At 43.7% G+C, this 25,845-nt stretch carries 27 protein-coding genes; 16 read left to right on the top strand and 11 right to left on the bottom strand.

Annotation, left to right across the window (positions count from 1 at the left end):
• The 6 genes from DOZ58_RS10940 to DOZ58_RS10920 are packed head-to-tail and all read left to right on the top strand — an operon-like array spanning window position 1 to window position 4,767.
• The gene (locus DOZ58_RS10940; RefSeq protein WP_111888312.1) at window positions 1-879 is read left to right on the top strand and encodes an efflux RND transporter periplasmic adaptor subunit; all 879 of its coding nucleotides are present in this window, start codon (window positions 1-3) and stop codon (window positions 877-879) included.
• The gene (locus DOZ58_RS10935) at window positions 872-1,561 is read left to right on the top strand and encodes an ABC transporter ATP-binding protein (RefSeq protein WP_111888311.1); all 690 of its coding nucleotides are present in this window, start codon (window positions 872-874) and stop codon (window positions 1,559-1,561) included. Before DOZ58_RS10940 ends, DOZ58_RS10935 begins: the two co-directional genes overlap by 8 nt.
• A complete protein-coding gene (locus DOZ58_RS19275; RefSeq protein ID WP_371414169.1) occupies window positions 1,554-1,799 on the top strand; it encodes an ABC transporter permease in 246 nt (81 codons plus the stop codon). The genes DOZ58_RS10935 and DOZ58_RS19275 overlap by 8 nt, the downstream gene beginning before the upstream one ends.
• Complete coding sequence (locus DOZ58_RS10930) at window positions 1,774-2,742, top strand: ABC transporter permease (protein ID WP_371414168.1); 969 nt, start codon at window positions 1,774-1,776, stop codon at window positions 2,740-2,742. The genes DOZ58_RS19275 and DOZ58_RS10930 overlap by 26 nt, the downstream gene beginning before the upstream one ends.
• 21 nt (window positions 2,743-2,763) lie before the next feature.
• A complete protein-coding gene (locus tag DOZ58_RS10925; RefSeq protein WP_111888310.1) occupies window positions 2,764-3,435 on the top strand; it encodes a response regulator transcription factor in 672 nt (223 codons plus the stop codon).
• Window positions 3,436-3,453: 18 nt separating this feature from the next.
• Window positions 3,454-4,767 (top strand): HAMP domain-containing sensor histidine kinase, encoded by a 1,314-nt coding sequence (locus DOZ58_RS10920; protein WP_111888309.1) that lies wholly within the window; start codon window positions 3,454-3,456, stop codon window positions 4,765-4,767.
• Window positions 4,768-4,850: 83 nt separating this feature from the next.
• Here the strand turns inward: DOZ58_RS10920 and DOZ58_RS10915 are convergent, their stop codons facing one another.
• Genes DOZ58_RS10915 through DOZ58_RS10905 form a run of 3 tightly spaced genes read right to left on the bottom strand, consistent with a single transcriptional unit; the run spans window position 4,851 to window position 9,507 of the window.
• Window positions 4,851-6,758: an ABC transporter ATP-binding protein gene (locus tag DOZ58_RS10915; RefSeq protein WP_111888308.1), complete on the bottom strand. Its 1,908-nt coding sequence runs from the start codon at window positions 6,756-6,758 to the stop codon at window positions 4,851-4,853.
• Window positions 6,755-8,989 carry an ABC transporter ATP-binding protein gene (locus DOZ58_RS10910; protein WP_111888307.1) on the bottom strand — a complete coding sequence of 745 codons (2,235 nt, stop codon included), beginning with the start codon at window positions 8,987-8,989 and terminating at the stop codon, window positions 6,755-6,757. Before DOZ58_RS10910 ends, DOZ58_RS10915 begins: the two co-directional genes overlap by 4 nt.
• Window positions 8,986-9,507: a MarR family winged helix-turn-helix transcriptional regulator gene (locus tag DOZ58_RS10905; protein ID WP_111888306.1), complete on the bottom strand. Its 522-nt coding sequence runs from the start codon at window positions 9,505-9,507 to the stop codon at window positions 8,986-8,988. Before DOZ58_RS10905 ends, DOZ58_RS10910 begins: the two co-directional genes overlap by 4 nt.
• Before the next feature lie 202 nt (window positions 9,508-9,709).
• On the opposite strand from DOZ58_RS10905, the gene DOZ58_RS10900 reads away from it, so the two are divergent.
• From DOZ58_RS10900 to DOZ58_RS10890, 3 genes are read left to right on the top strand one after another with little or no spacing between them, the layout of a single operon-like run.
• On the top strand, window positions 9,710-10,432 hold the full coding sequence (locus DOZ58_RS10900; protein WP_111888305.1) for an AzlC family ABC transporter permease: 723 nt from the start codon (window positions 9,710-9,712) through the stop codon (window positions 10,430-10,432).
• The gene (locus DOZ58_RS10895; RefSeq protein ID WP_111888304.1) at window positions 10,429-10,764 is read left to right on the top strand and encodes a branched-chain amino acid transporter permease; all 336 of its coding nucleotides are present in this window, start codon (window positions 10,429-10,431) and stop codon (window positions 10,762-10,764) included. Before DOZ58_RS10900 ends, DOZ58_RS10895 begins: the two co-directional genes overlap by 4 nt.
• Window positions 10,765-10,802: 38 nt before the next feature.
• Complete coding sequence (locus tag DOZ58_RS10890; RefSeq protein WP_111888303.1) at window positions 10,803-11,627, top strand: MerR family transcriptional regulator; 825 nt, start codon at window positions 10,803-10,805, stop codon at window positions 11,625-11,627.
• 21 nt (window positions 11,628-11,648) lie between these two features.
• Here the strand turns inward: DOZ58_RS10890 and DOZ58_RS10885 are convergent, their stop codons facing one another.
• A complete protein-coding gene (locus DOZ58_RS10885; protein WP_111888302.1) occupies window positions 11,649-12,011 on the bottom strand; it encodes a helix-turn-helix domain-containing protein in 363 nt (120 codons plus the stop codon).
• A 138-nt stretch (window positions 12,012-12,149) separates the two neighbouring features.
• Between DOZ58_RS10885 and DOZ58_RS10880 the strand changes: the two genes are divergently transcribed.
• Window positions 12,150-12,458, top strand: coding sequence for a pyridoxamine 5'-phosphate oxidase family protein (locus tag DOZ58_RS10880; RefSeq protein WP_111888301.1), 309 nt, complete (start codon window positions 12,150-12,152; stop codon window positions 12,456-12,458).
• A gap of 215 nt (window positions 12,459-12,673) precedes the next feature.
• Here DOZ58_RS10880 and DOZ58_RS10875 read toward each other — a convergent pair whose 3' ends face one another.
• Window positions 12,674-13,015 (bottom strand): DUF3784 domain-containing protein, encoded by a 342-nt coding sequence (locus DOZ58_RS10875; RefSeq protein WP_111888300.1) that lies wholly within the window; start codon window positions 13,013-13,015, stop codon window positions 12,674-12,676.
• Between the two features lie 304 nt (window positions 13,016-13,319).
• On the opposite strand from DOZ58_RS10875, the gene tsaA reads away from it, so the two are divergent.
• The gene (tsaA, locus tag DOZ58_RS10870) at window positions 13,320-13,796 is read left to right on the top strand and encodes a tRNA (N6-threonylcarbamoyladenosine(37)-N6)-methyltransferase TrmO (protein ID WP_111888299.1); all 477 of its coding nucleotides are present in this window, start codon (window positions 13,320-13,322) and stop codon (window positions 13,794-13,796) included.
• 68 nt (window positions 13,797-13,864) lie between these two features.
• Here tsaA and trmB read toward each other — a convergent pair whose 3' ends face one another.
• From trmB to DOZ58_RS10855, 3 genes are all read right to left on the bottom strand, one after another.
• Window positions 13,865-14,518 (bottom strand): tRNA (guanosine(46)-N7)-methyltransferase TrmB, encoded by a 654-nt coding sequence (gene trmB, locus DOZ58_RS10865; RefSeq protein WP_111888298.1) that lies wholly within the window; start codon window positions 14,516-14,518, stop codon window positions 13,865-13,867.
• Between the two features lie 145 nt (window positions 14,519-14,663).
• Window positions 14,664-16,142 (bottom strand): ribosomal protection-like ABC-F family protein, encoded by a 1,479-nt coding sequence (gene abc-f / locus DOZ58_RS10860; protein ID WP_111888297.1) that lies wholly within the window; start codon window positions 16,140-16,142, stop codon window positions 14,664-14,666.
• 334 nt (window positions 16,143-16,476) lie between these two features.
• Window positions 16,477-17,379 carry a radical SAM protein gene (locus tag DOZ58_RS10855; RefSeq protein WP_111888296.1) on the bottom strand — a complete coding sequence of 301 codons (903 nt, stop codon included), beginning with the start codon at window positions 17,377-17,379 and terminating at the stop codon, window positions 16,477-16,479.
• A 180-nt stretch (window positions 17,380-17,559) separates the two neighbouring features.
• On the opposite strand from DOZ58_RS10855, the gene DOZ58_RS10850 reads away from it, so the two are divergent.
• Window positions 17,560-18,705, top strand: coding sequence for a transglutaminase domain-containing protein (locus tag DOZ58_RS10850; RefSeq protein WP_111888295.1), 1,146 nt, complete (start codon window positions 17,560-17,562; stop codon window positions 18,703-18,705).
• A gap of 100 nt (window positions 18,706-18,805) precedes the next feature.
• Here DOZ58_RS10850 and DOZ58_RS10845 read toward each other — a convergent pair whose 3' ends face one another.
• Genes DOZ58_RS10845 through thrC form a run of 3 tightly spaced genes read right to left on the bottom strand, consistent with a single transcriptional unit; the run spans window position 18,806 to window position 21,645 of the window.
• Window positions 18,806-19,240: an ACT domain-containing protein gene (locus DOZ58_RS10845; RefSeq protein ID WP_111888294.1), complete on the bottom strand. Its 435-nt coding sequence runs from the start codon at window positions 19,238-19,240 to the stop codon at window positions 18,806-18,808.
• Between the two features lie 4 nt (window positions 19,241-19,244).
• Window positions 19,245-20,135 carry a homoserine kinase gene (thrB, locus tag DOZ58_RS10840; protein ID WP_111888293.1) on the bottom strand — a complete coding sequence of 297 codons (891 nt, stop codon included), beginning with the start codon at window positions 20,133-20,135 and terminating at the stop codon, window positions 19,245-19,247.
• Window positions 20,128-21,645 carry a threonine synthase gene (gene thrC, locus DOZ58_RS10835; RefSeq protein WP_111888292.1) on the bottom strand — a complete coding sequence of 506 codons (1,518 nt, stop codon included), beginning with the start codon at window positions 21,643-21,645 and terminating at the stop codon, window positions 20,128-20,130. Before thrC ends, thrB begins: the two co-directional genes overlap by 8 nt.
• A gap of 160 nt (window positions 21,646-21,805) precedes the next feature.
• Between thrC and DOZ58_RS10830 the strand changes: the two genes are divergently transcribed.
• The 4 genes from DOZ58_RS10830 (at window position 21,806) to DOZ58_RS10815 (ending at window position 25,841) form a co-directional block, all read left to right on the top strand.
• The gene (locus DOZ58_RS10830; RefSeq protein ID WP_111888291.1) at window positions 21,806-23,059 is read left to right on the top strand and encodes a homoserine dehydrogenase; all 1,254 of its coding nucleotides are present in this window, start codon (window positions 21,806-21,808) and stop codon (window positions 23,057-23,059) included.
• Window positions 23,060-23,079: 20 nt separating this feature from the next.
• Window positions 23,080-24,288: an aspartate kinase gene (locus tag DOZ58_RS10825; RefSeq protein WP_111888290.1), complete on the top strand. Its 1,209-nt coding sequence runs from the start codon at window positions 23,080-23,082 to the stop codon at window positions 24,286-24,288.
• A gap of 114 nt (window positions 24,289-24,402) precedes the next feature.
• Window positions 24,403-25,077, top strand: a complete 675-nt coding sequence (locus tag DOZ58_RS10820; protein WP_111888289.1) for an HAD family hydrolase — start codon at window positions 24,403-24,405, stop codon at window positions 25,075-25,077.
• Window positions 25,078-25,298: 221 nt separating this feature from the next.
• The gene (locus tag DOZ58_RS10815; RefSeq protein WP_111888288.1) at window positions 25,299-25,841 is read left to right on the top strand and encodes a CDP-alcohol phosphatidyltransferase family protein; all 543 of its coding nucleotides are present in this window, start codon (window positions 25,299-25,301) and stop codon (window positions 25,839-25,841) included.
• Window positions 25,842-25,845 lie beyond the last annotated feature (4 nt).

The following is a 25,845-nucleotide window of genomic DNA, read 5'->3' as shown; positions in this document are numbered from 1 at the left end:
ATGGTAAAGCAAAAACGGAAAATGATGATAATTGGTGGTGTCGTATGTGCGGTGATTGTGTTGGGACTGGTCTGGGGGTATCAAACTTTTTTTAATCAGAAGTCAGAGCAGAGTACGGAGTATCGGGTGAAAAGTGAAGATATTGTCGATGATGATCGATTTACCGGGGTTATTGAAAGCCAGAACCGGCAAGAAGTGATTGCGACAAGTTCACAGCAAATCGCCGATATTTACGTGAGTGAAGGCGAGCAAGTTCCGGTAAACAAGGATCTCTACATCACAACAACAGGAGAAGTGATTCGATCAACAATTGCTGGTGAGGTATCAAAGATTTATTATGAGAAGGACAATACCGTATCGGTTGGTGGGAAAATAATGGAAATTGTTGATTATTCAAACTTGCAAATTAATTTAAAAGTTGAAGAAAATCAGTTATCCGACATCGAAGTGAATACATCCGCCGAGATTAACATTGACAGTATTGATCGTAGCATTAACGGAATCGTTTCTGAAATTAGTCGTGAAGCAACAAATGAAAAGGGCGTTGCATATTTTACAGCTAAGGTGAATTTTACCGGAGATGCGGATATTCGCATTGGTATGAATGCTGAAGTTATCATTGTCGAAGAAAGTGAAGAAGATGTTTTAACGGTTCCGGTTGACGCAATTCAATTCACCGGAGATGATAAAACCTATGTTAACATAGAAAATGATGATGGCAAAGTTGCGAGCCGCATGGTGACAACAGGGATCACCGATGGCGTAAAAATAGAGATAACAGAAGGCTTGAATGAGGGAGATATTGTGTTGATTCCAGAAATTATTTATGAAACAACGACCTTTTCCGGCCCTCAACAGACGGTGACCTCGAATGTCTGATGAAATTTTAAAAATGAATGATGTGGTTAAAACCTATATCATGGGTGAAGAGGAGCAGGTCGTTCTAAAAGGGATTGATCTTTTAATCAATCGCGGCGATTTTCTTTCCGTGCTGGGACCGTCCGGTTCGGGAAAATCCACCTTGATGAACATTATCGGCTGTCTGGATGTGCCTACTAGTGGGACCTATTATCTGTCTGGGGAACGCATTTGCGATCTGCCGGAAGCGGATCTTTCTCATATAAGGAACCGGGAAATTGGCTTTATTTTTCAGCAATTTCAGTTGCTGCAACGCTTATCCGCTCAGAAAAATGTGGAGCTGCCGCTTATTTATGCTGGAGTGCCCGAAAAAGAACGACAGCAGCGAAGTGCCCATATCTTAGAACGGGTGGGACTGGCAGATAAGATGAAAAACCGTCCTAATCAGTTATCCGGCGGCCAGCAGCAGCGGGTTGCCATTGCCCGGGCATTGGTTACTGAGCCAACCATTTTGTTGGCTGATGAACCAACCGGAGCGCTGGATCAGCAAACCGGCCATCAGATAATAAACCTTTTTAAGGAACTTAATGAAGAAGGAAAGACGATCGTGATGATCACCCACGATGCCGATGTGGCTAAAAATGGCAGCCGAATTGTCCGGATTGTCGATGGAAATCTCAGTGAGGGGGTATACAATGCTTAAGGAAAGTATTAAAATGGCATTAGAGAATATTATCAGCAACAAGATGCGATCATTTCTGACCATGCTGGGTATTATTATTGGGGTGGGATCGGTTATTGCGCTGATCACCATTGTTTCCGGAGCAACCAGTACCGTCACCGATCAGGTAGCTTCTATGGGGGCTAATACGGTGACTGTCCAGGTCTCCAGGTCTCCAGGTCCAGGGAACACCCTTGAAACAGGGGCTGACTCAGAGTGATGTCGATGAGATCTCAGAGCTTTCAAACGTAGAAGGAGTTGCCCCAACCATTTCCGGCCAGACAACGGTAACTTTTGAGGGAAACACGATGGATGAAATTAGTCTTCAGGGTAAGAATGACGTTTATTTTGAGAACACCGAAGATGTTATTTCATCCGGACGAATCATCAACATCCTTGATACCGAAAATGAAAGCCGAGTGGCATTAATTGGAAATGACATCGCCACGGAACTCTATGTGGGAAAAAATCCCATCGGCGAAGAAATTAAAATTGGTGGCATTACCTACCATGTTATTGGGATTTTGCAGGAATCGGACAACTTTGCCTCCGCCGATACCAATAATTCAGTGATCATTCCCTATACCACCGCCATGGGCGTTGTGGGAGCAAAATATATCAACAGTTTGACCGTTTATATTGCTGATGAAACTGTGGCAGAGACCACAACCCGGCAGGTTGAAGGCGTTTTAACAAAAGCCTTCAATGATGATGAAGATGGCTATTCCATTGTCAACATGCAAAGTATCCTGGATACCATTGAAGAAATGACCAATATTCTTTCGCTGATGCTGGCAGGAATCGCTTCGATCTCACTGGTAGTCGGGGGCATCGGGATTATGAACATGATGCTGGTTTCGGTCACCGAACGGACCAGCGAAATCGGTTTGCGAAAAGCGTTGGGAGCAGAACCCAAACAGATTCAGCTCCAATTTCTAATTGAATCGGTGGTGCTCTGTTTGATTGGCGGCGTTATTGGCTTTATACTCGGGGTCGTTTTGGCCTGGGTGGTAGCTTATCTGATCGGAACCAATTTTTTCCTGAGCGCATCGACTGTTATTTTAGCAATTGGCTTTTCTGCCATCATCGGCGTGGTTTTTGGTTTTACACCAGCCCGCAAAGCTTCCCGTCTTAACCCCATTGACGCCCTGCGAAGTATTTAGGAGAGAAAACAGGAGAAAAAAATGTTCAGTATTTTAATCTGCGAAGATGATAACCACATCCGCCGCCTGTTTCGGGATACCCTGGAAAAAGAAGGCTATTCGGTTTATGAAGCGGTTGACGGTGTTATGGCTCTGGAAGCGCTGGAAAAGAATCACATCGATCTGTTAATTACTGACGTCATGATGCCCCATATGGATGGGCATATCTTAACCAAAACACTGAGGGATGGGGGCTTTGAGCTCCCGATCCTGATGATCACCGCCAGGGAAAGCATCGATGATAAGAAAACCGGCTTTAAAGCAGGTACGGATGATTATATGGTAAAACCGGTGGACATTGATGAAATGCTCCTCCGGATTTTTGCCTTATTGCGCCGGGCCAAAATAGCCAATGAGCAACAGCTGGTGGTGGGAAAAACAATTCTGGATTATGAGGCCCTGACATTGAGTATCAGTGATGAAATCACAACCCTACCCAAAAAAGAGTTTATGCTACTGTTTAAACTGTTGTCAGCACCCAATCGCATTTTTACCCGGGCGCAAATTATGGATGAAATTTGGGGGTATGAAAGTGAAAGTGATCACCGTACCGTTGATGTCCACATCAAACGATTAAGGGAAAAACTGGAAAACAACCACGATTTTGAAATCATCACGGTCAAAGGCCTGGGCTATAAGGCCCGGGTTTTATAGTCTGGCCTAAGGAGTCATATGAAGAATAAAATTTTTCATTCAATCTATACAAAATTTCTGGTGACCTTTTTAGGGGTGCTTTTTTTCTCATCCACCTTAACCTTTGGCGTGATTTACTGGTCACAAGTGGGAAATGTGCTGGAGCAGATTCGGGTGGAATTGGTTAACCAGGCTCAGGCTGTTCAGACCCTGAATCAGGAAAAGTTGAGTGATGATGCCATCACTGGCTTATATACCCAAGGCATTGTAGTATCCCAAATTTATGCCAGCCTAGATGAAGTAGATGTGAGCCTGTCTGAGGATGAAATTGCAAAACTTGAAAATGGCGAGATTGTCTACCGGGACTCCCACCAAGGCCAGAACTTGCCGATGGCCCTGGGCAAACTGACCGATGGTTACGTTGTCAGCACACCGAATCTGGAGCGAAATCAAATCGCCGGTTTTGTGAACATTCAGCGAACCACCATGCTGGTAACCCTGTTAATTGGCTCGGTGCTGATTGTTATTGCGGTAGCGATGATTGCCAAACCGATTAAAGCTGTTTCGGAAGCCACTAAAAAAGTAGCTGATGGTGATTTTGATTTGCGACTAAAGGTGGTCGGTAAAGATGAGCTGGCGGTGCTGGCTCGGAATTTTAATATCATGACCGAAGCGCTTTCCCGAAACGATTATATTCATCGGGATTTTGTCAGTAATGTATCCCATGAGTTTAAAACCCCGATTGCCTCCATTAAAGGCTTTGGCAAGCTTTTAAAGGATCCGGAACTTTCGGAAATCCAGCGTCAGGAATACATTGACATCATTGTGGATGAAAGTGACCGGCTCTGGAAGCTGTCGGCCAATGTGTTAAAACTCTCGGAACTGGAAAATGGCGTTCTGGGACTGAAGAAAGAAGCTTTTTCGCTGGATGAATCGATCCGGCGGGTGGTGCTGCTGCTGCAGGAAAAGTGGGAAGCCAAAAATATCGATCTGGATATCCAGTTGGATGAAATGATCTACAAGGGCGATCAGGAGTTAATGGCTCAGGTTATTATTAATCTGTTGACCAATGCCATTCATCATACTCCGGAAAATGGTGAAATCAGGATTGATCTAAAGGCAACAGCTAAAGAAGTGATCGTTAAAATCGTCGATACCGGGAAGGGCATCACAAAAGAAGATCAGGAAAAAATCTTCGATCGCTTTTATAAAGCGGATCAATCCCGCAGTACTCCCGGTACCGGGCTGGGGCTCACTATTTCCCAGCGCATTGTCAGTCTTCATGGTGGAACCATTGCGGTGGAAAGCACTTTAGGAGCGGGTAGTACTTTTTGTGTTAGGTTGCCAAAATAAAAAAGCAGGGAGCAGCTCTGATCGTTCGTAACGATCAGAGCTGCTCCCTTTAATTACTTAACAGAGTAGGAAACTTAAATAGTTTACAGATCCTGGGCCAATTCGTTTTCTAATTCCTCAGCTTTTTCAAACTGAGAGTTGTAAAGTTTAGCATAAAAACCATCCTTGGCCAGCAGATCTTCATGGTTACCCTGTTCGACAATGTCGCCTTCATTCATAACCAGAATGAGGTCGGCATTTTTAATGGTGGACAAGCGGTGGGCGATGACAAAGCTGGTTCGCCCTTCCATCAGGTTATCCATGGCTTTCTGAATCAGCACCTCGGTACGGGTATCCACCGAGCTGGTGGCTTCATCCAGAATCAGGATTTTAGGATCAGCCAAAATGGCCCGGGCAATGGTTAAGAGTTGCTTTTGTCCCTGCGACACATTACTGGCTTCTTCATTTAAGAACATGTTATAACCATCCGGCAGGGTATGCACAAAATAGTCGACCTGAGCGGCTACGGCTGCGGCTTCTACCTCAGCATCAGTGGCATCCAGACGGCCATACTTGATATTGTCGCGGATGCTGGCATTGTAAAGCCAGGTATCCTGGAGCACCATCCCAAAGAGGCTGCGAAGATCGCCGCGGCTAAAGTCCATAATATTATGGCCATCCACGAGAATGGCACCGGATTTCACGTCATAAAAACGCATCAACAGCTTAACAATGGTGGTCTTACCGGCTCCGGTGGGACCAACAATGGCAATCTTCTGGCCTTCTTTGATATGAGCGGAAAAGTCTTTAATAACGGTTTTATCGGGGTTATAACCAAAGTTTACGTGGTCAAAATCGACACGACCAGATACTTTTGAGAGATCAAAAGCGGTGGTGCTTTCGGAAACTTCTTCTTCTTCTTCCAAAAAGGTGAAGACCCGTTCGGCAGCGGCAGTGGTTTGCTGCAAAATATTAGAAATATTGGCAATTTGCATAATCGGCTGGGTAAACTGGCGGACATATTGGATAAAGGCCTGAATGTCGCCAACACTTAAGCGTCCATTAACGGCCAGATAACCGCCTAGAATACAAACCGCCACATAGCCGAGGTTCCCGATAAAGGTCATCATCGGCATCATCAGTCCAGAAATGAACTGCGATTTCCAGGCCGAGCTGTAAAGGGTGGTGTTATAGTGGTCAAAGGTTTCGAAAGAAGATTCTTCACCGTTAAATGCTTTAACCACGTTATGCCCGCTGAACATTTCCTCCACGTGACCATTGATATGACCCAGATAGGTTTGCTGTTCGCTGAAATGGGGTTGGGACTTTTTAACAAGATTTACGACAATGACAAATGAGATTGGCACAATTAAAAGTGCCACAATGGTCATTTGCCAACTGATGGAGAACATCATAATCAGAATACCTAACAGGGTTGCCACAGAGGTGATAATTTGGGTGATGCTCTGGTTTAAGGTCTGATTGACCGTTTCAATATCATTGGTCAGGAAGGAAAGCACCTCACCATAACTGGTTTTGTCAAAATATTTAAACGGTAGTCGATTGATTTTGGCAAAAATATTTCGTCTGAGCTCATAAGTTACCTTCATCGAAATCCCGGTCATAATAAAGCCTTGGATATAAGAAAAAATCGCAGCGATGATGTAGAGACCAAGGAGCAACAGCATGATCTGACTAATATAGTTAAAATCAATGCCTTTGCCATTATCGGCAATCAGATTCATGACACCTTCAAAGATCGCCGTGGTGGCGTTTCCCAGTATTTTGGGGCCGACAATCATAAAGATGGTGGAAGCAATCGCAAAGATCAGCACAAAGAAGAGACTGATTTTATAGGCGGATAGGTAGCGGGTCAGTTTTTTAAGGCTGCCCTTGAAATCTTTGGGCTTCTCACCGGGTATCATGCCGGCGGGACCACCTGGACCCCGACCCATTCCGCCACCGCCCATGTTGCCACGTTTTGGTGTTTTAATATTTTTTTGATTGCTCATATGTTTAGTTCCTCCTCTGATAATTGTGAGGATGCTATTTCCTGATAGGTGGTACAGGTTTTTAATAGTTCATTGTGGGTTCCTTTGCCAACCACCCGGCCGTGATCCAGAACGATGATTTTCTCGGCATGCATAATGGTGTTAATTCGTTGGGCGACAATGAGTACGGTACTGTTACCGGTGTATTCTTTTAAAGCCCGTCGCAGAGTAATATCGGTTTTGTAGTCCAGCGCGGAAAAGCTGTCGTCAAAAATATAGATATCCGGTTTTCGTACCAGCGCCCGGGCAATCGATAGTCGCTGTTTTTGTTCGCCAGAGACATTGCTGCCGCCTTGGGCGATTTCCCGCTCAAAGCCGTCGGGACTGCTTTTAATAAACTCGGTAGCCTGAGCAACCTGAGCAGCAATAGCTAAATCTTCTTCGTTGGCAAGTTGATCGCCATATTTAAGATTGGAGGCCACAGTGCCGGAAAATAACACCCCTTTTTGGGGAATGTAACCAATTTTTTCGCGCAGATCGTGTTGGGTGACCTCGCGGATATCGATGTCATCGATTTTAACAGTACCCGAGGTGACATCGAAAAACCGGGGAATCAGGTTAATCAGGGTTGATTTACCTGAACCGGTGGAACCAATAAAGGCGGTTGTTTCGCCCGGATTGGCCACAAAGTTGATATCATGAAGGACATCTTCCTCAGCTCCTTCATAGCGGAAGGAGACATGGTCAAAGACCAGGGTGGTTTGCTCGTTCATTGGTAGTTTTTTTGGTTCGGCGGGATCGACAATATTCGGTTTAACGGCCAGTACTTCCTGAATACGATCGCCGGAAACGGCAGCCCGGGGAATCATAATAAACATCATCGACATCATCAGGAAGGAGAAAATAATCTGCATGGTATATTGCATAAAGGCCATCATATCACCAACCTGCATGGCTGAATCGGCGATTTGATGAGCACCGACCCAAACCACTAGCAGTGTGACGCCATTCATGATAAACATCATGGTTGGCATCATAAAGACCATCGCTCGGTTTACAAAAAGATTATTAGCGGTCGTTTCTTTGTTTACCGAATCAAAACGATTTTCTTCAAAGTTCTGGTTGCCAAAAGCCCGCACCACCATCAAGCCGGTCAGGCTCTCCCGGGTGACGAGGTTTAGTTTATCCACCAGTTTCTGGATTAGTTTAAAGCGAGGCATGGCAATGGTAAATACGACACCAATAATCATCATAATCGCTAAAACCGCCACAACGATAATCCAACCCATGGAGGTGGTTCGGCGTAGGGCCATAATAATCCCGCCAATGGCCAGAATTGGTGAATAGCAGAGAATTCGAATGCCCATAATCAGAATGGTCTGGATTTGGGTGATATCATTGGTGTTTCGGGTGATCAGTGATGCTGTCGAGAACTTATCAAACTCGGTATTAGAAAAACACTGGACCTTCTTGAAGACATCCCGGCGGAGACTTTGGGAAACCCCAGCCGCAATTCGGGCTGAAAAAAAGCCCACCGCAATGGCGGCTAAAATGCTGATCAAAGAAAGCAGTAGCATCATCGCGCCAATTTTTAAAATATAGAAAGTTTGAATGGCACCGACATCCACCCCAAGTTCGTTATAGAATTGGGTGGTGAATTGGACAGCGGTTTGAATTTGCATCGATTCAGGAGTTTGGGCAGCCTGTTCGCGGGCTTTGTCAAAGGTGTCCGGGGGCAATTGTGTGAGCATCGGCAAGGCCTGATAAAGCTGGTCTAAATCCAGATCGGTCGCGCTTTCGGCGGCGCTGGCATCGGCGGCGCTGGTATCCATTGAACGCATGGCATTGATAAATGTCCAGGTGGCTGTTCCAAAGATGGGATCCAGCGTTTTGAAAGTTTCCGCATTGGGATTTGTAAGGACATAAATACTTTGGGTTTTCAGTGTCGGGAATTTCTCGACGGTGGCGCCATAGTCTGGATTAGTAGCGTCATCCGGGCTCATCAGCAGGTAGTTATCTGACACCGTCTGCTTTTCTGCAGTGGTCATAAAGGTCGTCATTAAGGCATAGCCATCTTCGCTGATAGCTTCCGGCGTTGCGTGTTCAATCCCGTTTTGCTGGATGCCCACATTGACAATATCCGACATGAAGTTTGGCAGGTTCAGGTCGGATATCGCTTGCACAAAAAGCAGTGCCAGGGTAATGAAAAGGACCCCGAGATAGGGTTTTAAATAGCGTGAAAGCTTGATCATGTTGTTTTCCTTTCTGCATTTTCTTTCAAGTCGCCTTGTTGCTGATCGATCTGATCAAAGGCGACCGCTAATTTGTCGAGTAAAAGAACAAGGGACTGGGTATCTTCTTCACCCAGCGTGGTTGCTGCTTCATCATAGATTTGGAAGCATGACTTTGAAACATCGTCTTCGAGTTGTCGGCCGGTATCGGTAAGCTTAACGTAAACCAGGCGGCGATCCTTACTTGAGGCAATCCGTTCTACATAGCCAAGCTTTTCCAAAGTTGAAATCGTTTGAGAAACGCCAGGCATCGAAATTGCGGTTTCTCGGCTGAGCTGAGAAATTTTCACGCCGGGAGCCAACGTGAGATTGTTTAACTGAGCGTCTTTTTGCTCCTCGTCATACATTGTTTTAAGGGTTTTTAACATAAAAAATTCATGGGGTTTAAGGTCTTTCATCAGACATTTATGAATGCGACCCATACTTGACTTTTTTATGCGGTGAAAAGCGTGAAACAGTTCGTGTCCAGTTGTATTCAATGCGTACTCCTTTCGTAGATTAATGATTAATTAAAGTAATAATTAACTAACATAATAGTTAATTTACTTAAGTAAATCTATTATAAACGAAGATTGGAATTATGCAAGGCAAAAGAATTTTGAAATGCATTAACATAAAGATTTATGCTATAATATTTTGGTAACTTAAGGAAAATTAAGTATAAGGAGCAGAAAATTGAGTATGACCAAGAAAAAAGAAGCATTTAGAGAGACTTTAAAATATGCGTTTATTCAAACCCTGCCCGTTCTTTTTGGTTATCTTTTCATGGGGATGGCCTTTGGCATTCTGCTGGAAAAAGCGGGCTACAATTTTATCTGGGCATTTTTCATCAGTCTGATTATTTATGCCGGTTCGATGCAATTTGTTTTGATTGGACTACTGAGTGGCGGCATGGGGCTACTGTCATTGATTGTCCTGACCCTGTCGGTACAGAGTCGTCATATCTTTTATGGGTTATCCTTCATTGAAAAATTTAAGGCGATGGGAAGATATGGCTGGTATATGATTTTTTCACTAACTGACGAAACCTATTCGCTACTGTGCGGTATGAATATACCCAAAGAACTCAATCAGAAGCAGGTGTTTTTTACCGTAGCGGCCCTGGATCAAAGCTACTGGATTGTCGGCTGCACTCTTGGTGCGATCATTGGCAGTTTCATCGGTTTTGATACCACCGGCATCGATTTTGCGATGACAGCCCTGTTTGTGGTTATCTTTATTGAGCAGTGGTATAGCTATCAATCGCATTTGCCTGCTCTGGTCGGGATGTTTTGTGGGATCGTCTCGCTTTTTGTATTTGGTGCCAATGCATTTATTCTACCGGCGTTGATTGCCGCCGTATGTTTGCTGCTCGTTTTTAGAAATAGTATAAAACAAGGGGAGAACAAGGAGGTGGTTCAATGAGTCCGGAAATAACAACACCCTTACTGGTCGTGTTGGTGGTGGCCGTCTGTACCTTTATGACCCGCTTTCTGCCTTTTGCCCTTTTCGGTGGCGGAAAGGAAGTACCGGCTCTGGTTAAAACCCTGGGTGATCTGCTACCGCCAGCGGTTATTGCCATTCTGGTGGTTTATTGTTTAAAGGGGGTCAGCTTAATGGTGCCGCCGCATGGATTTCCCGAGTATCTTGCAGTGGGAATTGTGGCATTGCTTCACGTCTGGAAGCGCAATAACCTGCTGAGCATTGGTGGCGGAACTCTGGTTTATATGGTACTGATCCAAATGGTATTTATCTAGTCGGAAATAAAGGGAGAGACAGATGAAAAGAGGTCGTGATGTTTAAAATCGGTGAGTTTTCAAAATTGACCCAGGTATCGATTCGGATGCTCCGCTATTATGATGAAAATAACTTGCTGAAACCGGCTCAGACGGACCCTTTTACGGGCTATCGTCTGTATTCGGTGGAGCAAATTCCGCGGCTGCAAAAAATTATCTTCTTGCGCGATGTTGGCTATACCGTTGCAGAGATTGGGGCGGCGCTAAAAAATTGGAGCGGTGATTTTATGGCGGATCAATTAAAAAGCAAACAAATCGAAGTACAGCAATTACTGGAACAAGAACAGGAAAAGCTAAGCAGAATAAAAACGGCGTTGGACAGCATTAAGAAAGATGAAATCGGTATTCATTATAACTTTATCATTAAGCAGATTCCTTCATACCCGGTTATTTCACTGCGACGGGTGATCGCAAATTATTTTTGTGAGGGATTACTTTGGAAAGAACTAGCCGAATTAACAAACGAAAGAAAAATTGAGCTACCAGTAACTGAGCAGTGCTTTGCTGTTTACCATGACAATGAGTTTAAGGAAGCCGATGTGGATGTGGAGGTCTGTATGGTGGTTACAAAAGCTGTGGCTGTGGACGAACCGCTGTGCTTTCGAAATACAGAAGCGGTGGCGATGATGGCCTGCACGATGGTTTATGGCCCCTATGAAAATATCTCCGGGGCTTTTCGCTCGCTGGCTTATTGGCTGACTGGACATGCCGGTTATAGAATGAAGGGAAAAAACCGGCAAATCTGTCATCGGGGCCCCTGGAATGAAGAAAATCCGGCTCACTATCTGACCGAAATTCAGATTGAACTGGAAAAAGTAAATTAAAACATGGGGGCAGTTTTTTGTTTATAAATCAGTTTTTATTTCCTTGCCCCATACAGAAAGGCTGCCCAGAATCGGAATAAGACGATTCGTGTTTCTGGTTAATTCATACTCGACTCTTAAGGGCATTTCGTTATATTGCGTGCGGAGGATCAGACCATCCGCTTCGAGTTCCTTCAATGAGGAAGCGAGCATGGTGTTGGTTATGCCCTTAATTTTTTTTCGTAACGCATTATAACGGGTGGGCCCATCGTTATATAATGCACAGAGGATGGGAATCTTCCATTTGCCACCAATGATTTCAAGGGCAGCTGAAAGGGGACATTTTTCTTGGCACGGGCAGATGTTTCCGGAACATAAGGAAGTTTTATTTTCAGAGGTAGTCATTTTTTTCTTAGCTCCTTTCTATTTTCGTATGTGATCATATTTTTTTGCGTAGTTTACAAGCTTTAGTTGGAGTACTATAATTGTATCAGGTAGTAATTGCGGAGTCAATTGCTATACTAAACTTTGGAGGAATTTAAAATGGTTATTAATGAAGAAATGAAAAGTGTTATCGAAAACTCGGCGTTTCTGACAATTGTGACAATGTGTCCCGATGGCAGCCCACACCCCATTATTGTTGGTAGCGGTGAAGTTGAAGGTGACCATGTTTCGGTCGGAGTCTATGCAATGAAGGTGACTTCGGAAAATCTTAAGAAAAATGATTGCGCGATGCTGTTGGCCGCTCAAAAAGTTGAGGGTGGTGCCAAAGGTTGCCGTTTTACCGGCAGCGCAAGAGTTTCTGATGGAAAATTTATATTTACGGCAACAAAGGCAGAAGCACTTATTTAAATCAATTAGGATATAAGATTAAATAAAAACCGCTGATTATGAAAGAGATAAAAGTCTTTGTAATCAGTGGTTTTTATTTACTTACGGATATCTTAACATAATTTTTTAAAGATAAAAATGATTTATGATAAGGCCTAAAAGCTGGCGCTTATTTTTACCCGCATTGAACTGGGGAAAATATAAGTGGTCGATAAAAGGGGACCGTGAACAAAAGGTTATTTCAGATAACGATTAAATGCTTTATCGACATCAAAATGAACGTCTTTAAAAAATAGAAACAGCCAAAGGGCTAAAGAAGCGAGAGCAAAATAGAAACTGATGAAATGTGAGAGTAAAGCACCTGCGAATAAAATGAGCGCCCATAAGGCGAATTGATTCCGCATATCTTTGCTCATTCGTTGGGTGTCATAGGAGTGTCGCAGTTCTTTGGGTAAGGTGTTGAAGCCACTAATTAAAATCGCCGCCTTTTCTTTTAAAAGCGCAAAAATAAATGCCAATAATACAAAAATGATTGCCAGAACAAAACAAGAGATAGCGAATATATTATTCGTAGTCATAAGAGTGCCTCCTAGAAAAAATGAATACAATCTGACTTTTTAAAATATAGATTAATTAAATTATAAAGGAAGCGGTTGATGATGTCAATGGAACCGGTTGGTCGGAAATAGATTCGTGAGATTCTAATTAAACACGCGATCAAAATAATCATTATCGCTTGGCCGAATGTTTGTTTTTAAATTAAAGCATAAGACCTATTGACTCTCACACCGTGGTAGGGTCTAGAATAATAAATAGGTAGTTACGAAGCTCATGGGATGTTCGCAATTACTTAATTAACAATAGAATTATGGAGGTAAGCGCATGGAAAACGATCATTTAAAACCGATTGGAACAATTCATGTTGAAGGAACAGAGATGTTTATCGAACTGGACGAAAGATATCGTCAAGGATTGGCAGGATTGGACGGATTTTCCCACATCAATGTATTATGGTGGTTTAGCGAATTTGACAATCAAGAAGCCCGCGGGATGCTTTCATCACCCCAGCCCTATAAACAGGCTCCGGAGGTGATGGGAGTCTTTGCCACCCGCTCTCCGCTCCGGCCCAATCCGCTGGCATTAACCGCGGTTTCGGTATTGGATCTTGACAATCAAACTGGGATCATCAAGATTGCCTATATTGATGCCAATGATGGAACACCGGTGCTGGACATCAAACCCTACACCCCCAGTCTGGATCGGGTCGAAAACCCGCAGGTACCGAGCTGGTGCGATCACTGGCCCAAAAGTGTTGAAACATCGGGGGCTTTTAATTGGGCCGAGGAGTTTAACTTCTGAAAATTGATCCTTTCAAAATTTAGTCAAATGACCGGTTACGCAAATTATTGTGTTACCGGTCATTTGTGTTACCGACTGGCAATCAGAAATTTAATCTTAATCCCCTGCTCGGCAAACATTTTTTCGTGCTCGGTTTTTATATTGTCCGGGTAGTCGGCGGTGTGAAGATCGGGGATCAGGGTCGTGATGGTAAAACCGGCTGCTTCAAAGTATTTGATGGAATCATTAAATAGTTCATCATTGTCGGTTTTAAAATGGATTTCCCCGTTTTTGGATAAGAGTTTCTTATACTTTTCCAGCTGTTTGCTATGCGTCAGACGTTTTTTCTGGTAGCGGCGGCGCGGCCAGGGATTACAGAAATTAATGTAAATCCGCTCGACACCATCCTCTGGGGAGAGGACGGTGTCAATACGTTCAATGTCCCAGGACATGATTTGCACGTTATCAACAGACGCATTGGTGTTTAAATAAGCAGCTACAATATTGCGTTTAGCCAAACCCAGCACCGCGTCAATCAGATCAATGGCAAGATAGTTAATCTCCGGATGGCGGCTGCCTAACGCAGCAATAAAGGTACCTTTTCCGCAGCCCAATTCAATATGAAGGGGTTGCTTTTTTTTAAATAAGTGTTGCCATTGCCCCCGATGATCCGGGGGGGCAGCCTGAAAAAATCCGCAGGCCTCCAGTTCCGGGCGGGCCCAGGGTTTGGGTCGTAGATGCATGTTGTTACTCCTTTGGTTAATCGATTATATATAAGTTGAATTAAAATTAATGTAGGGGCGATTATTAATCGCCCGCACACGGCACAATTACAAGTATCAATTTGCAAAATTCTTTAATCAAACATAGATCGTATCGTTTAATAATTTATAGCTCAATAATTTTTGTCGCCAAATGGTCAATAAAGGACTGGTCATGCTCCACAAAAATCATGGTTGGCGGGGTCTTAAGCAAAAGTTCTTCAATCTGTACCCGGGAAAGCACATCAATATAATTTAGTGGTTCGTCCCACAAATACAAGTGGGCCGATTGACAAAGGCTGCGGGCTAAACAGACCTTCTTTTTTTGACCTTCGCTGAAGCTTTTCATATCTTTTTCGAATTGTTCCCGGTTGAATCCCAGCTTTCGCAGGATGGTCTTAAACAGGCTCTCATCAATCTCTTCACAACGGGAATAATGACGGAGATCCCCGGTCAGAAAGTGAGTGTCCTGAGGAATATGTGAAAGCTGCAGCTGGCTGCCCAGGTTTAGATTGCCGGAAAAAGGGATGAGTTCACCCAGCAGTAGTTTAAGCAGACTGGATTTCCCCGAGCCGTTCGGACCGATAATGGCAATGCGGTCACCCTGATTGATCTCGAAGCTTAAGTCTTTTAAAATTGGCCGATCACCATAGCAAAGGGACAGGTTTTTGGCTGAAATCAGTCGGTCTTTTTGATAAGCACGGGGTCGGATCTGGAGCGTATCGGCCCAGTCAATGTTCTTAAGCAGTTTTTCTTTTGACTCAATACTTTTATGCTGGCGTTTTTTAAGCGACTTGGATCGTTTCATCATTTTAGCCGACTGATGGCCGATGTGGCCACGGTCGGGACGAAGTCCTGAAACGCGTTGGCCGTTTTTGGATTTTTCAACGGCATTTGACCAGTTTTCGGTTTGCTTGGCGGCCGTTTTTAATTGACCAATTTCCTGTTTGAGTTTCTTATCCTGATTGAATTCAAACTGATCCTGACGCTGTTTGTTAAAGAGCCAGGTGGAATAGTTGCCTTTCTGGATGTCGATGTTCATTTTATTAATTGACAAGACATGATCCACACAGTTATCCAGAAAGGCGCGGTCGTGGGAAACCAGAATAAAACCCTGCTTTTTATTCAAATATGCACTGACGATTTGACGGCCGTCCAGATCCAGATGATTGGTAGGTTCATCAATTAAGAGAAATTGATGAGGTTTTAAAAATAAGGCCGCCAGTAATACCTTGGTTTGTTCACCCCGGCTCAGGGTTTGAAAGGGTCGATTAAGCAATTCAGGCTCCAGACTAAGCAGCGATAGTTCTCGCTGCAGTTCCCAGATTTCATAGTCATCATAAATGGCATCGACAATCGTGCTGGTAAGCAAGGAAGGGTTCTGGATTTCAAAGGGAAAATACTCAAAATCGACCGTTTTGGTGATCACACCGGTGTAGTCATAAAGACCCATCAGAAGTTTTAAAAAGGTTGTTTTACCCCGGCCATTTCGGCCGATAAAACCCAGCTTCCAGTTCGTGTCAATAGTAAAAGAAACATCTTCAAAAATATTTTCGTAGCTGTTTTCGTAGTTAAAGCTTAAGTGTGATATGGAAATTTGTGACATCATTGTACCTCCGCTGCCAAGCCCGATAATAGAGGCTTTGACAAGTAAAAAACCGCAAGAAAACTATCCTGCGGCTCAATGATGGACAACACAAAAAATCCTTACTAAAGGAGTTGATGGTGCTAAAGAGGCAGTGCTTTTTTCGTAATTTTCTTGCTTAAGCGCACCAAAACAAGAGGTTTATCCTCTGGATTGAAAGCACTTTCCAATTGTTTCTTAGCAAGATAAATTACGCATCCTCTTAACTCCTTTTCGTATTTTTATTATAGTCTAACATTTTTTTAAAAAGAATTCAATCCCAAAACGTTTTATTAGTATCTAATGCAGGACTTAGTCAAGGATTTAAAAACGAAACCTGTTCTTCTGCCGGGGGATAGACCTTCAGCTTTTCTTTAATCGGCTTGCTATAGCTGTTGGACAGGCCAAAGCCCTGGCGCAGGGGATTGAGCCTACCGTAGAGCTCGTCCTTGTATTCTTTGGGAGCGCCGCCTTTTTTGTACAGGCGCCAAAGGGTGTCATACTTTTCCGGATAGGTGGTTTTAATAAAATCAAAAAATGCCGGTTTAGTAGCACCGCGCAAATAAAGGGCGCCGGGCAGCACATAATCGATACCGGCCTCCTTTCCGGCAGCAAACAAGGCCGTCAGGGTTTCGGAATCATCAGTCAGGGTCGGAATAATCGGCATCAGATGGTGACCGACGGAGGCATTGGTTTTTCTAAAAGCTTTAAGCATCTCAAAGCGGGCCTGGCCAGACACGGCGCCGGGCTCGATTTTTTTTCGAATGGATTCGTCAAGAGTGGTCACTGTGGCGGCCACATTGATATAGGTTATCCGGGATAATGCGTCAATCAGGTCATAATCCCGGAGCACCAGATCCGATTTGGTGGAAATAATTGCCGGTGTTTTGTATTTGATCAGTAACCTTAATATTTCTGGCATCAGCTGGTACTGGGCTTCCGCCGGTTGATAGCTGTCTGTGACACCGCCAATATTGACAATTTCCCGCTTCCAGTTTGGTGAGGAGAGTTGTTTTTCGAGTACTTCAATGATATTTGTTTTGACCGAAATATTGCTTGAGAAATCATGATAGCCGCTAAAACCATGGGTTCCCATGGCATAGCAGTAACGGCAGCCATGGCGACAACCTTTATAAATATTTAAATCCCAGCCATAGGGAATTTTTCGTTTCAATTCGTGTAGGGCAGTCGTACAGGTAATCGCGTGATACTCAGGCATGTGGACCTCCTTAGGGTTTCTTTAATCATTACTTAAGTATATGTCATAAAAGTTTAGGGTGTCCACAAGAATTTATGGTAAAATTATTTACTGTTTCGCATTTGATTTCTGGATATTAAATACAAATGTTTAAAATAAAGGGTAATAAATAACATAAGATCACATAAAGGGGGCAAAGGCGTGAGCAATCATAGGGGAAGAAAAGTAGTCGCGGTCGTTGTAATTATCATGCTCATACTTCTGCTGTTGGGGGCTGGGGCATATCTAGCACTGGAAGAGCTGGTTGGGAGTATGAACATCCAATCATTTTTCGATGAATCCGAAGCCCAGCAAAATGAAGAAATCGCTGAAAGTCGGCAGCAGGCCTTTGATGGGTATGCTTTCCTTGAGGAAAATGAACGACAGGCTTATACTCGGGTTGTTCGGATGCTTACCGATTTTGAGACTGAGGTTAAGGTGAGTGGCGTCAACACTGAAGAAATTGAGCGAGTACTTTCTGCAATTGATTATGATTACCCGGAAATATTCTGGGTTGGAGAATTTTCCTACTACTATGACGAATATGATCAAAAAGTCAGTAAAGTCATCATTGAGTATCCCTACGACGAAACCGAAAAGGATCGGCGACAGGCTGAGATAGAAGCGGCTTTTCAGGAATACAGTAGTGGTATGAGTAGTGGTATGAGTGAGTATGAAAAAGTGAAATATGCCTACGAATATGTGATAAAAAACACCGTCTATCAGGAAGATCGCGAGGATGATCAGAACATTTACAGTGTTTTCGGAAAAAAAGGCTCGGTCTGTGCCGGGTATTCCAAAGCTATTCAATATCTATTGAAACGCACCGGAATTGAGTGTTCTTATGTGGCGGGAGAGGCCATCGGCCAGGGTGCTCATGCCTGGAATATTGTCCGGGTTGACGGGGAGTATTATTATCTGGATGCCACCTGGGGGGAATTTAATGTTGAAGATAATTTAGAGCCAGAAAAGAGTATCTTCTACGATTATTTCTGTGTTACTACGGCAGAACTTCTTAAATCACATCGTCCCGATCAGCGATTGATTGCCTATCCGGAATTTACCGCCACGGCAGCCAATTACTTTGTCAAAGAAAACAAGCGCTATGATTTAAGCAAACAAAGCGAGGTGAAGCGCTTTGTGAGAGATTTGGAAGTAGCGCTGAATTCAGGAGAAAAATATTTTCATTATGCCATTATCGACGCCAATACCATCAGCGTCGCCGAAGACCTGATGGACGAGGTTTTGGGCTCTTACTACTGGTTCTCCAGTGAGGATAGTTTGTCAAATACGATCGAGCTTTATTAACGTGTAAATAAAATTCAAAGTTATCAAAAAGCCCCATTCTGATTTTAGAATGGGGCTTCAAACTGTCAAGAAAGATAACCCAGTACCGACAACTAAAGCCTCATTCCATCGCAATTAGCTGAACGCCGTGTACGCCGTCCAGGGCTTCTAACATCGCCATCAACTCATCAATGGTTAAGATTAGATCCTTTCCGTCCAGGGTCACAATCACAACGGCAGCCTGGTTAATTGGGATATCCTGATGAATGGTGATAATGCTGGTCTGGTGATCCCGGAGAATCGTCAAAATATTGGAAAGAATTCCGGGTGTATCGTCAAGCTTAAAAGAAAGTGTAAACTTACGACCATAATTTTCCGAAGGGGTAAAAATGTAGTCCTTATATTTATAGTAGGTGCTACGGCTGATGCCCACCTTTTTTACCGCATCACTGACCGATTTACACTGGGCAGATTCCATTAAAATGCGGGCTTCTACCACCTTGGAATAATAATCGGGCAGTATTTTTTTATTAACAATCAGATAATCTTTAATCATTGGTCTAACCTCCTAAAACCTGGACACCGGTATGATCGGGAGATAGCGGAATGATTCGCCATCCCGGTGCTTTTTGTGCTAAATAGGCAAGCATCTCGCGCTCAAAATCCTGGTTGCTGACTGAATTAATGACCAGAATGGTCGGGCCGGCACCGCTGATACAGGTGTTGAGACACCCCATTTCCCGGGCTTTTTTGGTCATCACATCGTAGTGGACAATCAGTTTTTTACGATAGGGCTGGTGCAGGCGATCCTTCATACACAGCTTTAAAATATCCGGGCAACCGTTGGCCAGAGCCAGATAGGTCATCGTTGCCCGGGGCAGATTATGGGTGGCATCGCCAAAACTGATTTTTTTAGGTAAAACCTGACGGGCATCGGCCGTGGATAGGGGAAAGTCCGGTACCAGCGCGTAGAATTCATAACAGGGGTGAACCGCGCTCTTGATGTAGATGTTTTTGCCGCGATCGTTCATGGAAACGACCAGCCCCCCGAAGATGGCTGGAGCGACGTTATCCGGGTGTCCTTCCAGCTCCACCGCGATATCAAAAAGTTCTTCGGTCGATAAGGGTGATCCAATCAGGGTGTTGGCACCAAAAAGTCCGCCAACAATACAGGTGGCGGAACTGCCCAGTCCCCGGCTGATGGGGATATCCACATCGGTGTGGATATAAAGTCCCTTGGGATGGTAACCCACTTTTTTAAACACCTTTTGCATCGAACGATAAACCAGATTGGTATCGCTTTGATACTTCCGTTCAACGCCCCGGATTGTCAGCTTGCCGTCATTTTTTTCTTCAAAACTGAAGGTATTGTAAATTGACAGTGCCAGACCAAAGGCGTCAAACCCCGGGCCGATGTTGGCACTGGTTCCCGGAACCCGAACCTTAATCATTTTGTTCCACCTGATTGTGTACCTGATTGTTTAAAAAATCAAGAACGGCCTGAGGCATTTCGGCTTTATCACATTGTCCCTGATGCTGATTGGCTTTTTTGTCGAGATCCTTTAATGGCTGGGGAATAGTGGTACCGGTTTTTTCAGCCAGAACCGTTAAAAGTTCATAATCATTGCACGTACAGTCACCAAAAATGCTTTCATAAACGGAACGCCCAAACTTGTAAGGGCTGGCAGTTGAGACGATCACGGTTTTGGTGGTATCCTTGGTTTCACTAAGATAGTCTTCATAAACCTTATTGGCGACGGCAGTGTGTGGGTCCATCAAATAATGGGTTTCATCAAAAATTGCTTTGATGGCTTGAGCAGTTTCACCTTCGTCGGCAGCACCGGCATAGAAGAGGCTGGTTTTTTCCATCAGAGCTTTAGAGGCTTGATAAGTGCCCTGGTTTTTTAGCTGCGCCATCAGATCACTAACCGCATCCGGATCGGCGCCGGAGACATCGTAAAGTAGCCGTTCCAGATTGCTGGAAATCAGGATATCCATAGATGGGGATGAAGTCTTATAAAAATCCCGGTTGCGATTATAGTTACCCGTCCTAAAAAAGTCGGTTAAAACTTTATTGGCATTGGATGCGCAGATCAGCTTATTAATCGGTAAGCCCAGCAGCGAAGCGTAGTAGCCAGCTAAGATATTGCCGAAATTCCCAGTCGGGACCACAAAATTTATTTTTTCATCGGGTTGAATTTCGCCCCGACGCAACAGCTCATAGTAACTATAAAAATAATAAACAACCTGAGGCAGCAGCCGACCGATATTAATGGAATTAGCCGAGGAAAAGATCACATTGGCTTTAGCCAGTTCGGCCGCTAATTGGGGATCGTTGAGGATCATTTTAACGCCATTCTGGGTGTCGTCAAAATTGCCGTCGATTCCCACCACACAGGTGTTTTCACCAATTTGAGTGAGCATCTGTTTTTCCTGAACGGTGCTGACCCCATCCTTAGGGTAAAACACGATAATGCTAATATTGGGAACATCGGCAAAACCTTCCAAAGCGGCCTTCCCGGTATCCCCGGAGGTGGCGGTTAAGATCATAATTTTCTTCTGATTATTGACATTTTTCATAGACTCTACCATCAGATATGGTAAAATAGTGAGAGCCATATCTTTAAAGGCACAGGTGGGGCCGTGAAAGAGTTCCAGAAAATAGCGGTCTTTGACTTTTTTTAGTGCAACCGGTTCTTTTTCTTCAAACTTACCGGAGTAATAAGCGCCCTGAATGGAATCAGAAATTTGTTTTTCGCTGAAATCATCGAGGAAAGCGCAAAAGATCTGATGTGCCATCTCGCCGTAGTTTTTTCCCATGAATTTGCTTGGGTCTAAATTAATCTTATCGATAAAGTTGGGGACAAAGAGTCCGCCATCCGGAGCCAATCCTTGCAGGATGCCCTGGGATGCAGTAACATTGATGTCTTTGGATCGCGTGCTGTGGTAGCCTTTTTTCATGTGATTCCTCCAAAAATTTATGGTGTGCCGGGAAAAATCTTCAAAAATATTCAAAAAATCTTCTCGGAGGGGGATTGAATAACCCCTAGCTATATGATAGAATGTTTTCACTGAAAAAACAAGTGTTTTTAGAATAAATACATATACGAGGTGAATTTTATTGAATATCGCACTTTTGGGCTGTGGAACCATTGGTTCTGGGGTCTATGAACTCATCAATTTAAATAAAGGGAAGTTTGCTGGTAATTTTACCGATGTGGAGTCGAGAAAGTCAAGCCCGGTCATTACCAAGGTACTGGAGCGGGATGCGTCCAAAGATCTGGGCGATTCGGTGGGAAAAATTGTGACCCACCCCAGTGAGATTCTGGAAGATGACAGTATCGGTCTGGTGATTGCCCTGATGGGGGGCATGGAATTTGAATACGAAATGATCAAAGAATGTCTTCGGGCAGGAAAACATGTGGTAACTGCCAATAAGGCGGTTATCTCTGAGTACTTTGCCGAATTGCAGACGCTAGCCGAGGAAAATGGCGTGGTGCTGCGTTATGAGGCTTCAGTAGGCGGTGGAATTCCGATCATCGGCAGTTTAAAAGAAGAAATGAAAATCAATCGGGTGACTGAAATCAAAGGAATCCTTAATGGAACCACGAACTTCATCCTATCGAAAATGACCGAAGAAGGGGCTGATTTTGGTGAGACGTTGGCTTTGGCTCAGTCCATCGGTTTTGCTGAAGCCGATCCCACCGCAGACGTTGAAGGTTACGATGTATCCCGTAAGCTTGCCATCCTCTCTTCGATGGCGTATGAAAGCATTATTCGGGATGAAGATGTCTATAAACGGGGAATTACCGAAATTCGGGCTGCCGATATTGAGATGATCAGTTCGATGGGTTATGTGGTCAAATATCTGGGGCATTCGATGCTTGAAGAGAAAAATGTCTATACCACGGTGGAACCGGTGTTGTTTAGAGAAGCATCGATTATGAGTAACGTCAACAGTGAGTTTAATATTATCTCCATCACCGGGGATATCATCGGCGAATTGCAATTTTATGGGAAAGGTGCCGGAAAAGACGCCACTGCCAATGCCGTGGTCGGGGATGTGCTCTATATCCTTAATATCGTCGGGGAACAGAATTTGCCAAAACCGCTGCGGCTTAACCGTCAGCTTAATAAAATGGGAACTGACGTTTTCTCAGGTAAATATTATCTAAGAGCTAATCTGAACGACAAAGAAATGCTGGATCAGGTGCTGACAGCCGTCGAAACGGTAGCTGCCCGAAAAACGGTTATCGTGAATAAGAATCAGGTTTATGTGGTAACAAGTGCCATTGCGGCCAATGTTTTTAATAAAATGACCGAAAAATTAAAGGAAACGGTGCCTGAATTATTTTATGCCCGGATCTATGACTAAGAAAAGAGTGACGAAGATAAATGCAAGATTTAATTGTACAGAAATATGGCGGCTCCAGTGTTGCCAATGTGGAAAGAATCAAGCGGGTTGCAAGTCGGATTATTGAGACCAAGGAAAAAGGCAAGAAAGTGGTGGTGGTAGTTTCAGCCATGGGTGATACCACCGATGATCTCATTGATCTGGCTCAAAAGATCAATGAACATCCACCTCATCGAGAAATGGATATGCTGCTGGCAACCGGCGAACAGGTGTCGATTTCTTTGTTGGCTATGGCCATTCAGGCTTTTGGTCATGATGTGGTCAGTTTAACTGGCGCCCAGTGCGGGATTGTTACATCCAATGTTCATAAGCGGGCTCGGATCAATGATATTCACACCCACCGCATTGAAAAGGAACTGGCAGATGATAAGATTGTGATTGTGGCCGGCTTTCAGGGAATCAATGAGAATAAGGATATTACCACCCTCGGCCGAGGGGGCTCCGATACGTCGGCAGTGGCGGTAGCGGCCGCATTAAAGGCTGAGTTGTGTGAAATCTATACCGATGTTGATGGGGTGTACACTGCCGATCCCCGGATTGTTGAGGCGGCTTCAAAAATTGATGAAATCTCCTATGAAGAGGTTTTGGAAATGGCCAGCACCGGGGCTAAGGTATTGCACCCCCGCTCGGTGGAAATGGCCGAAAAATTCAAGGTGCCACTAGTGGTACGATCAAGCTATAATTACAATGAAGGAACCATTATTAAGGAGGATGTTATTATGGAAAAAGTATTAGTTCGAGGGGTATCTCTTGATGAAAATATCGCAAAAATATCAATCTTTGAAGTGCCGGATCAACCGGGAATTGCTTTTCGTTTGTTCAGTGCTCTGGCAAAAGCCAACATTCATGTGGATATGATTGTCCAGAATGTTAATCGAACTGCCGTTAATGATATTTCTTTCACTATTGATGTGGATGAACTGCAGGAAGCCGTTTCCGTGGCTCAGAAATTCGCCTTTGAGGTCAACGCCCAAAAGGTCGAGTACGATCAGGGCGTTGCCAAGCTTTCGGTGATTGGTACCGGGATCGTGGCCAATGCCGAAATTGCCTCCAAGTTCTTTGAAGCGCTGTTTGAACTGGGCATCAATATTCAAACTATCAGCACCTCAGAAATCAAGATATCCTGTCTGATTGACAAGGAACGTGGCAAAGAAGCAATGGTCCATATTCATAAAAAATTTGATATGTAGTTTAAAAAAACTCTGAGATCGTAGACAAAACACCATCGGAATGTAAATTCCAATGGTGTTTTGTTATACGTTCAGTTTTAACTATTTTAAGAAATAACGATTTTAGGAGCCATTATGAACTATAGAATAATTAGTTTTGATATCTTTCAGACGCTGGTGGATGTCAACGAACGTATCCCAGAAATCTGGCGCGGCATTTTGAAAGACAGTTATACCGATGAAAAAGCCAGGCAGGGTGCAAAAGCAATTTTAAGCACCTTGCCCAACGTTTATGAGAAGGCGGTGCAATCGGAGCAGTTTAAAACAATGACTGAAGTGTATCAGGAATGTGCTCAAAAGGCCATGGAAAAATTGAACTTTAAAACTACAGCGCAGGACGTGGCATATAATTTGATGTGCCAGCATGCCAAGGCACCCTTTTTTCATGACGTCTTGGACTGCATGAAAAAACTCCGCCCAAAATATCAGATTATCCTTTCCAGCGATTCCAATCACTTGATGGTAGATGATTTGATTTGCAAGATAACATATGATAAGGCATTCATCTCAGACGACCTTAAAAGTTATAAAGGTAATAAAAGTGGTAAATTTTTTCATACCGTATTAGGCCAACTGGATACAGAGCCAAAGGAAATCATACACATTGGTGATAGTTCTGCGGATGTTTTAGGTGCTCACAGGGCTGGAATCACAAGCTGCTGGATAAATAGAGATAACCGAAAATGGAACAATCCCATAAAGCCTGACTTTATTATTCAGAATTTTAATGACTTAGTAGACATTTTATGAAACAGAAAAAGTGCAATTAAAGCACCTGATAGTAGTCAGAGACACGATCGGAACGGGCAAAACAGTCACTTCCACAGAGCTTTCCAAGCATCTTGATCACAACGTGTTTTTGGGCCTGGACTGGTGTTGGATGATAAGTCCAGTTAAAATTAAAGTAATTGCGATTACGGTGTCGCAAGCCGCAAAAAAACACACAACGTGTCGAGCAAAGGATATAACGTATGAAAAAAGCGTACATACCCAACATAATAACTTCATGTCGAATTTTTTTATCTCTCGGTTTGTTATTGATTGACTTTCGCAGTGTTCTTTTTATCCTGGTATACCTGATATGCGGCTTAACGGATCTGTTGGATGGCTATATAGCCCGGAGAATCGGCAGTGAAACCTTGCTTGGGGCAAAGCTGGACAGCATTGCAGACTTGTTTTTGAGCGGTATGATCATCATTACGGTGATAAAGCAAAATCAAATCACGATGCTGATATTTGCCGGAATTATTATTGTTTTCATCCTGCGAATTGGAAATGCCGTGTTTTCAAAAATAAAATTTAGAAAGATATTATTTATTCATACGATCGCTAATAAATTATCGGGCCTATTTTTCTTTTTCTGCCCGTTAGTCTATCCTTTTTGGGGCAATAATCTGCTCATCATAACGGGGATTTTAGCTTTTCTGGCATCCCTTGAAGAGTTTCTTATCATACTTACCTCAAAAACCCTGGACCTCAACAGAACCAGCATTTTTTCAAAGCGCGAAAAATAGTTTA

It is taken from the genome of Acetobacterium sp. KB-1, from assembly GCF_003260995.1.
Lineage (GTDB): Bacteria > Bacillota > Clostridia > Eubacteriales > Eubacteriaceae > Acetobacterium > Acetobacterium carbinolicum.
The sequence above is the reverse complement of the archived record's forward strand: the minus strand, read 5'-3'. Positions and strand labels throughout refer to the sequence as shown.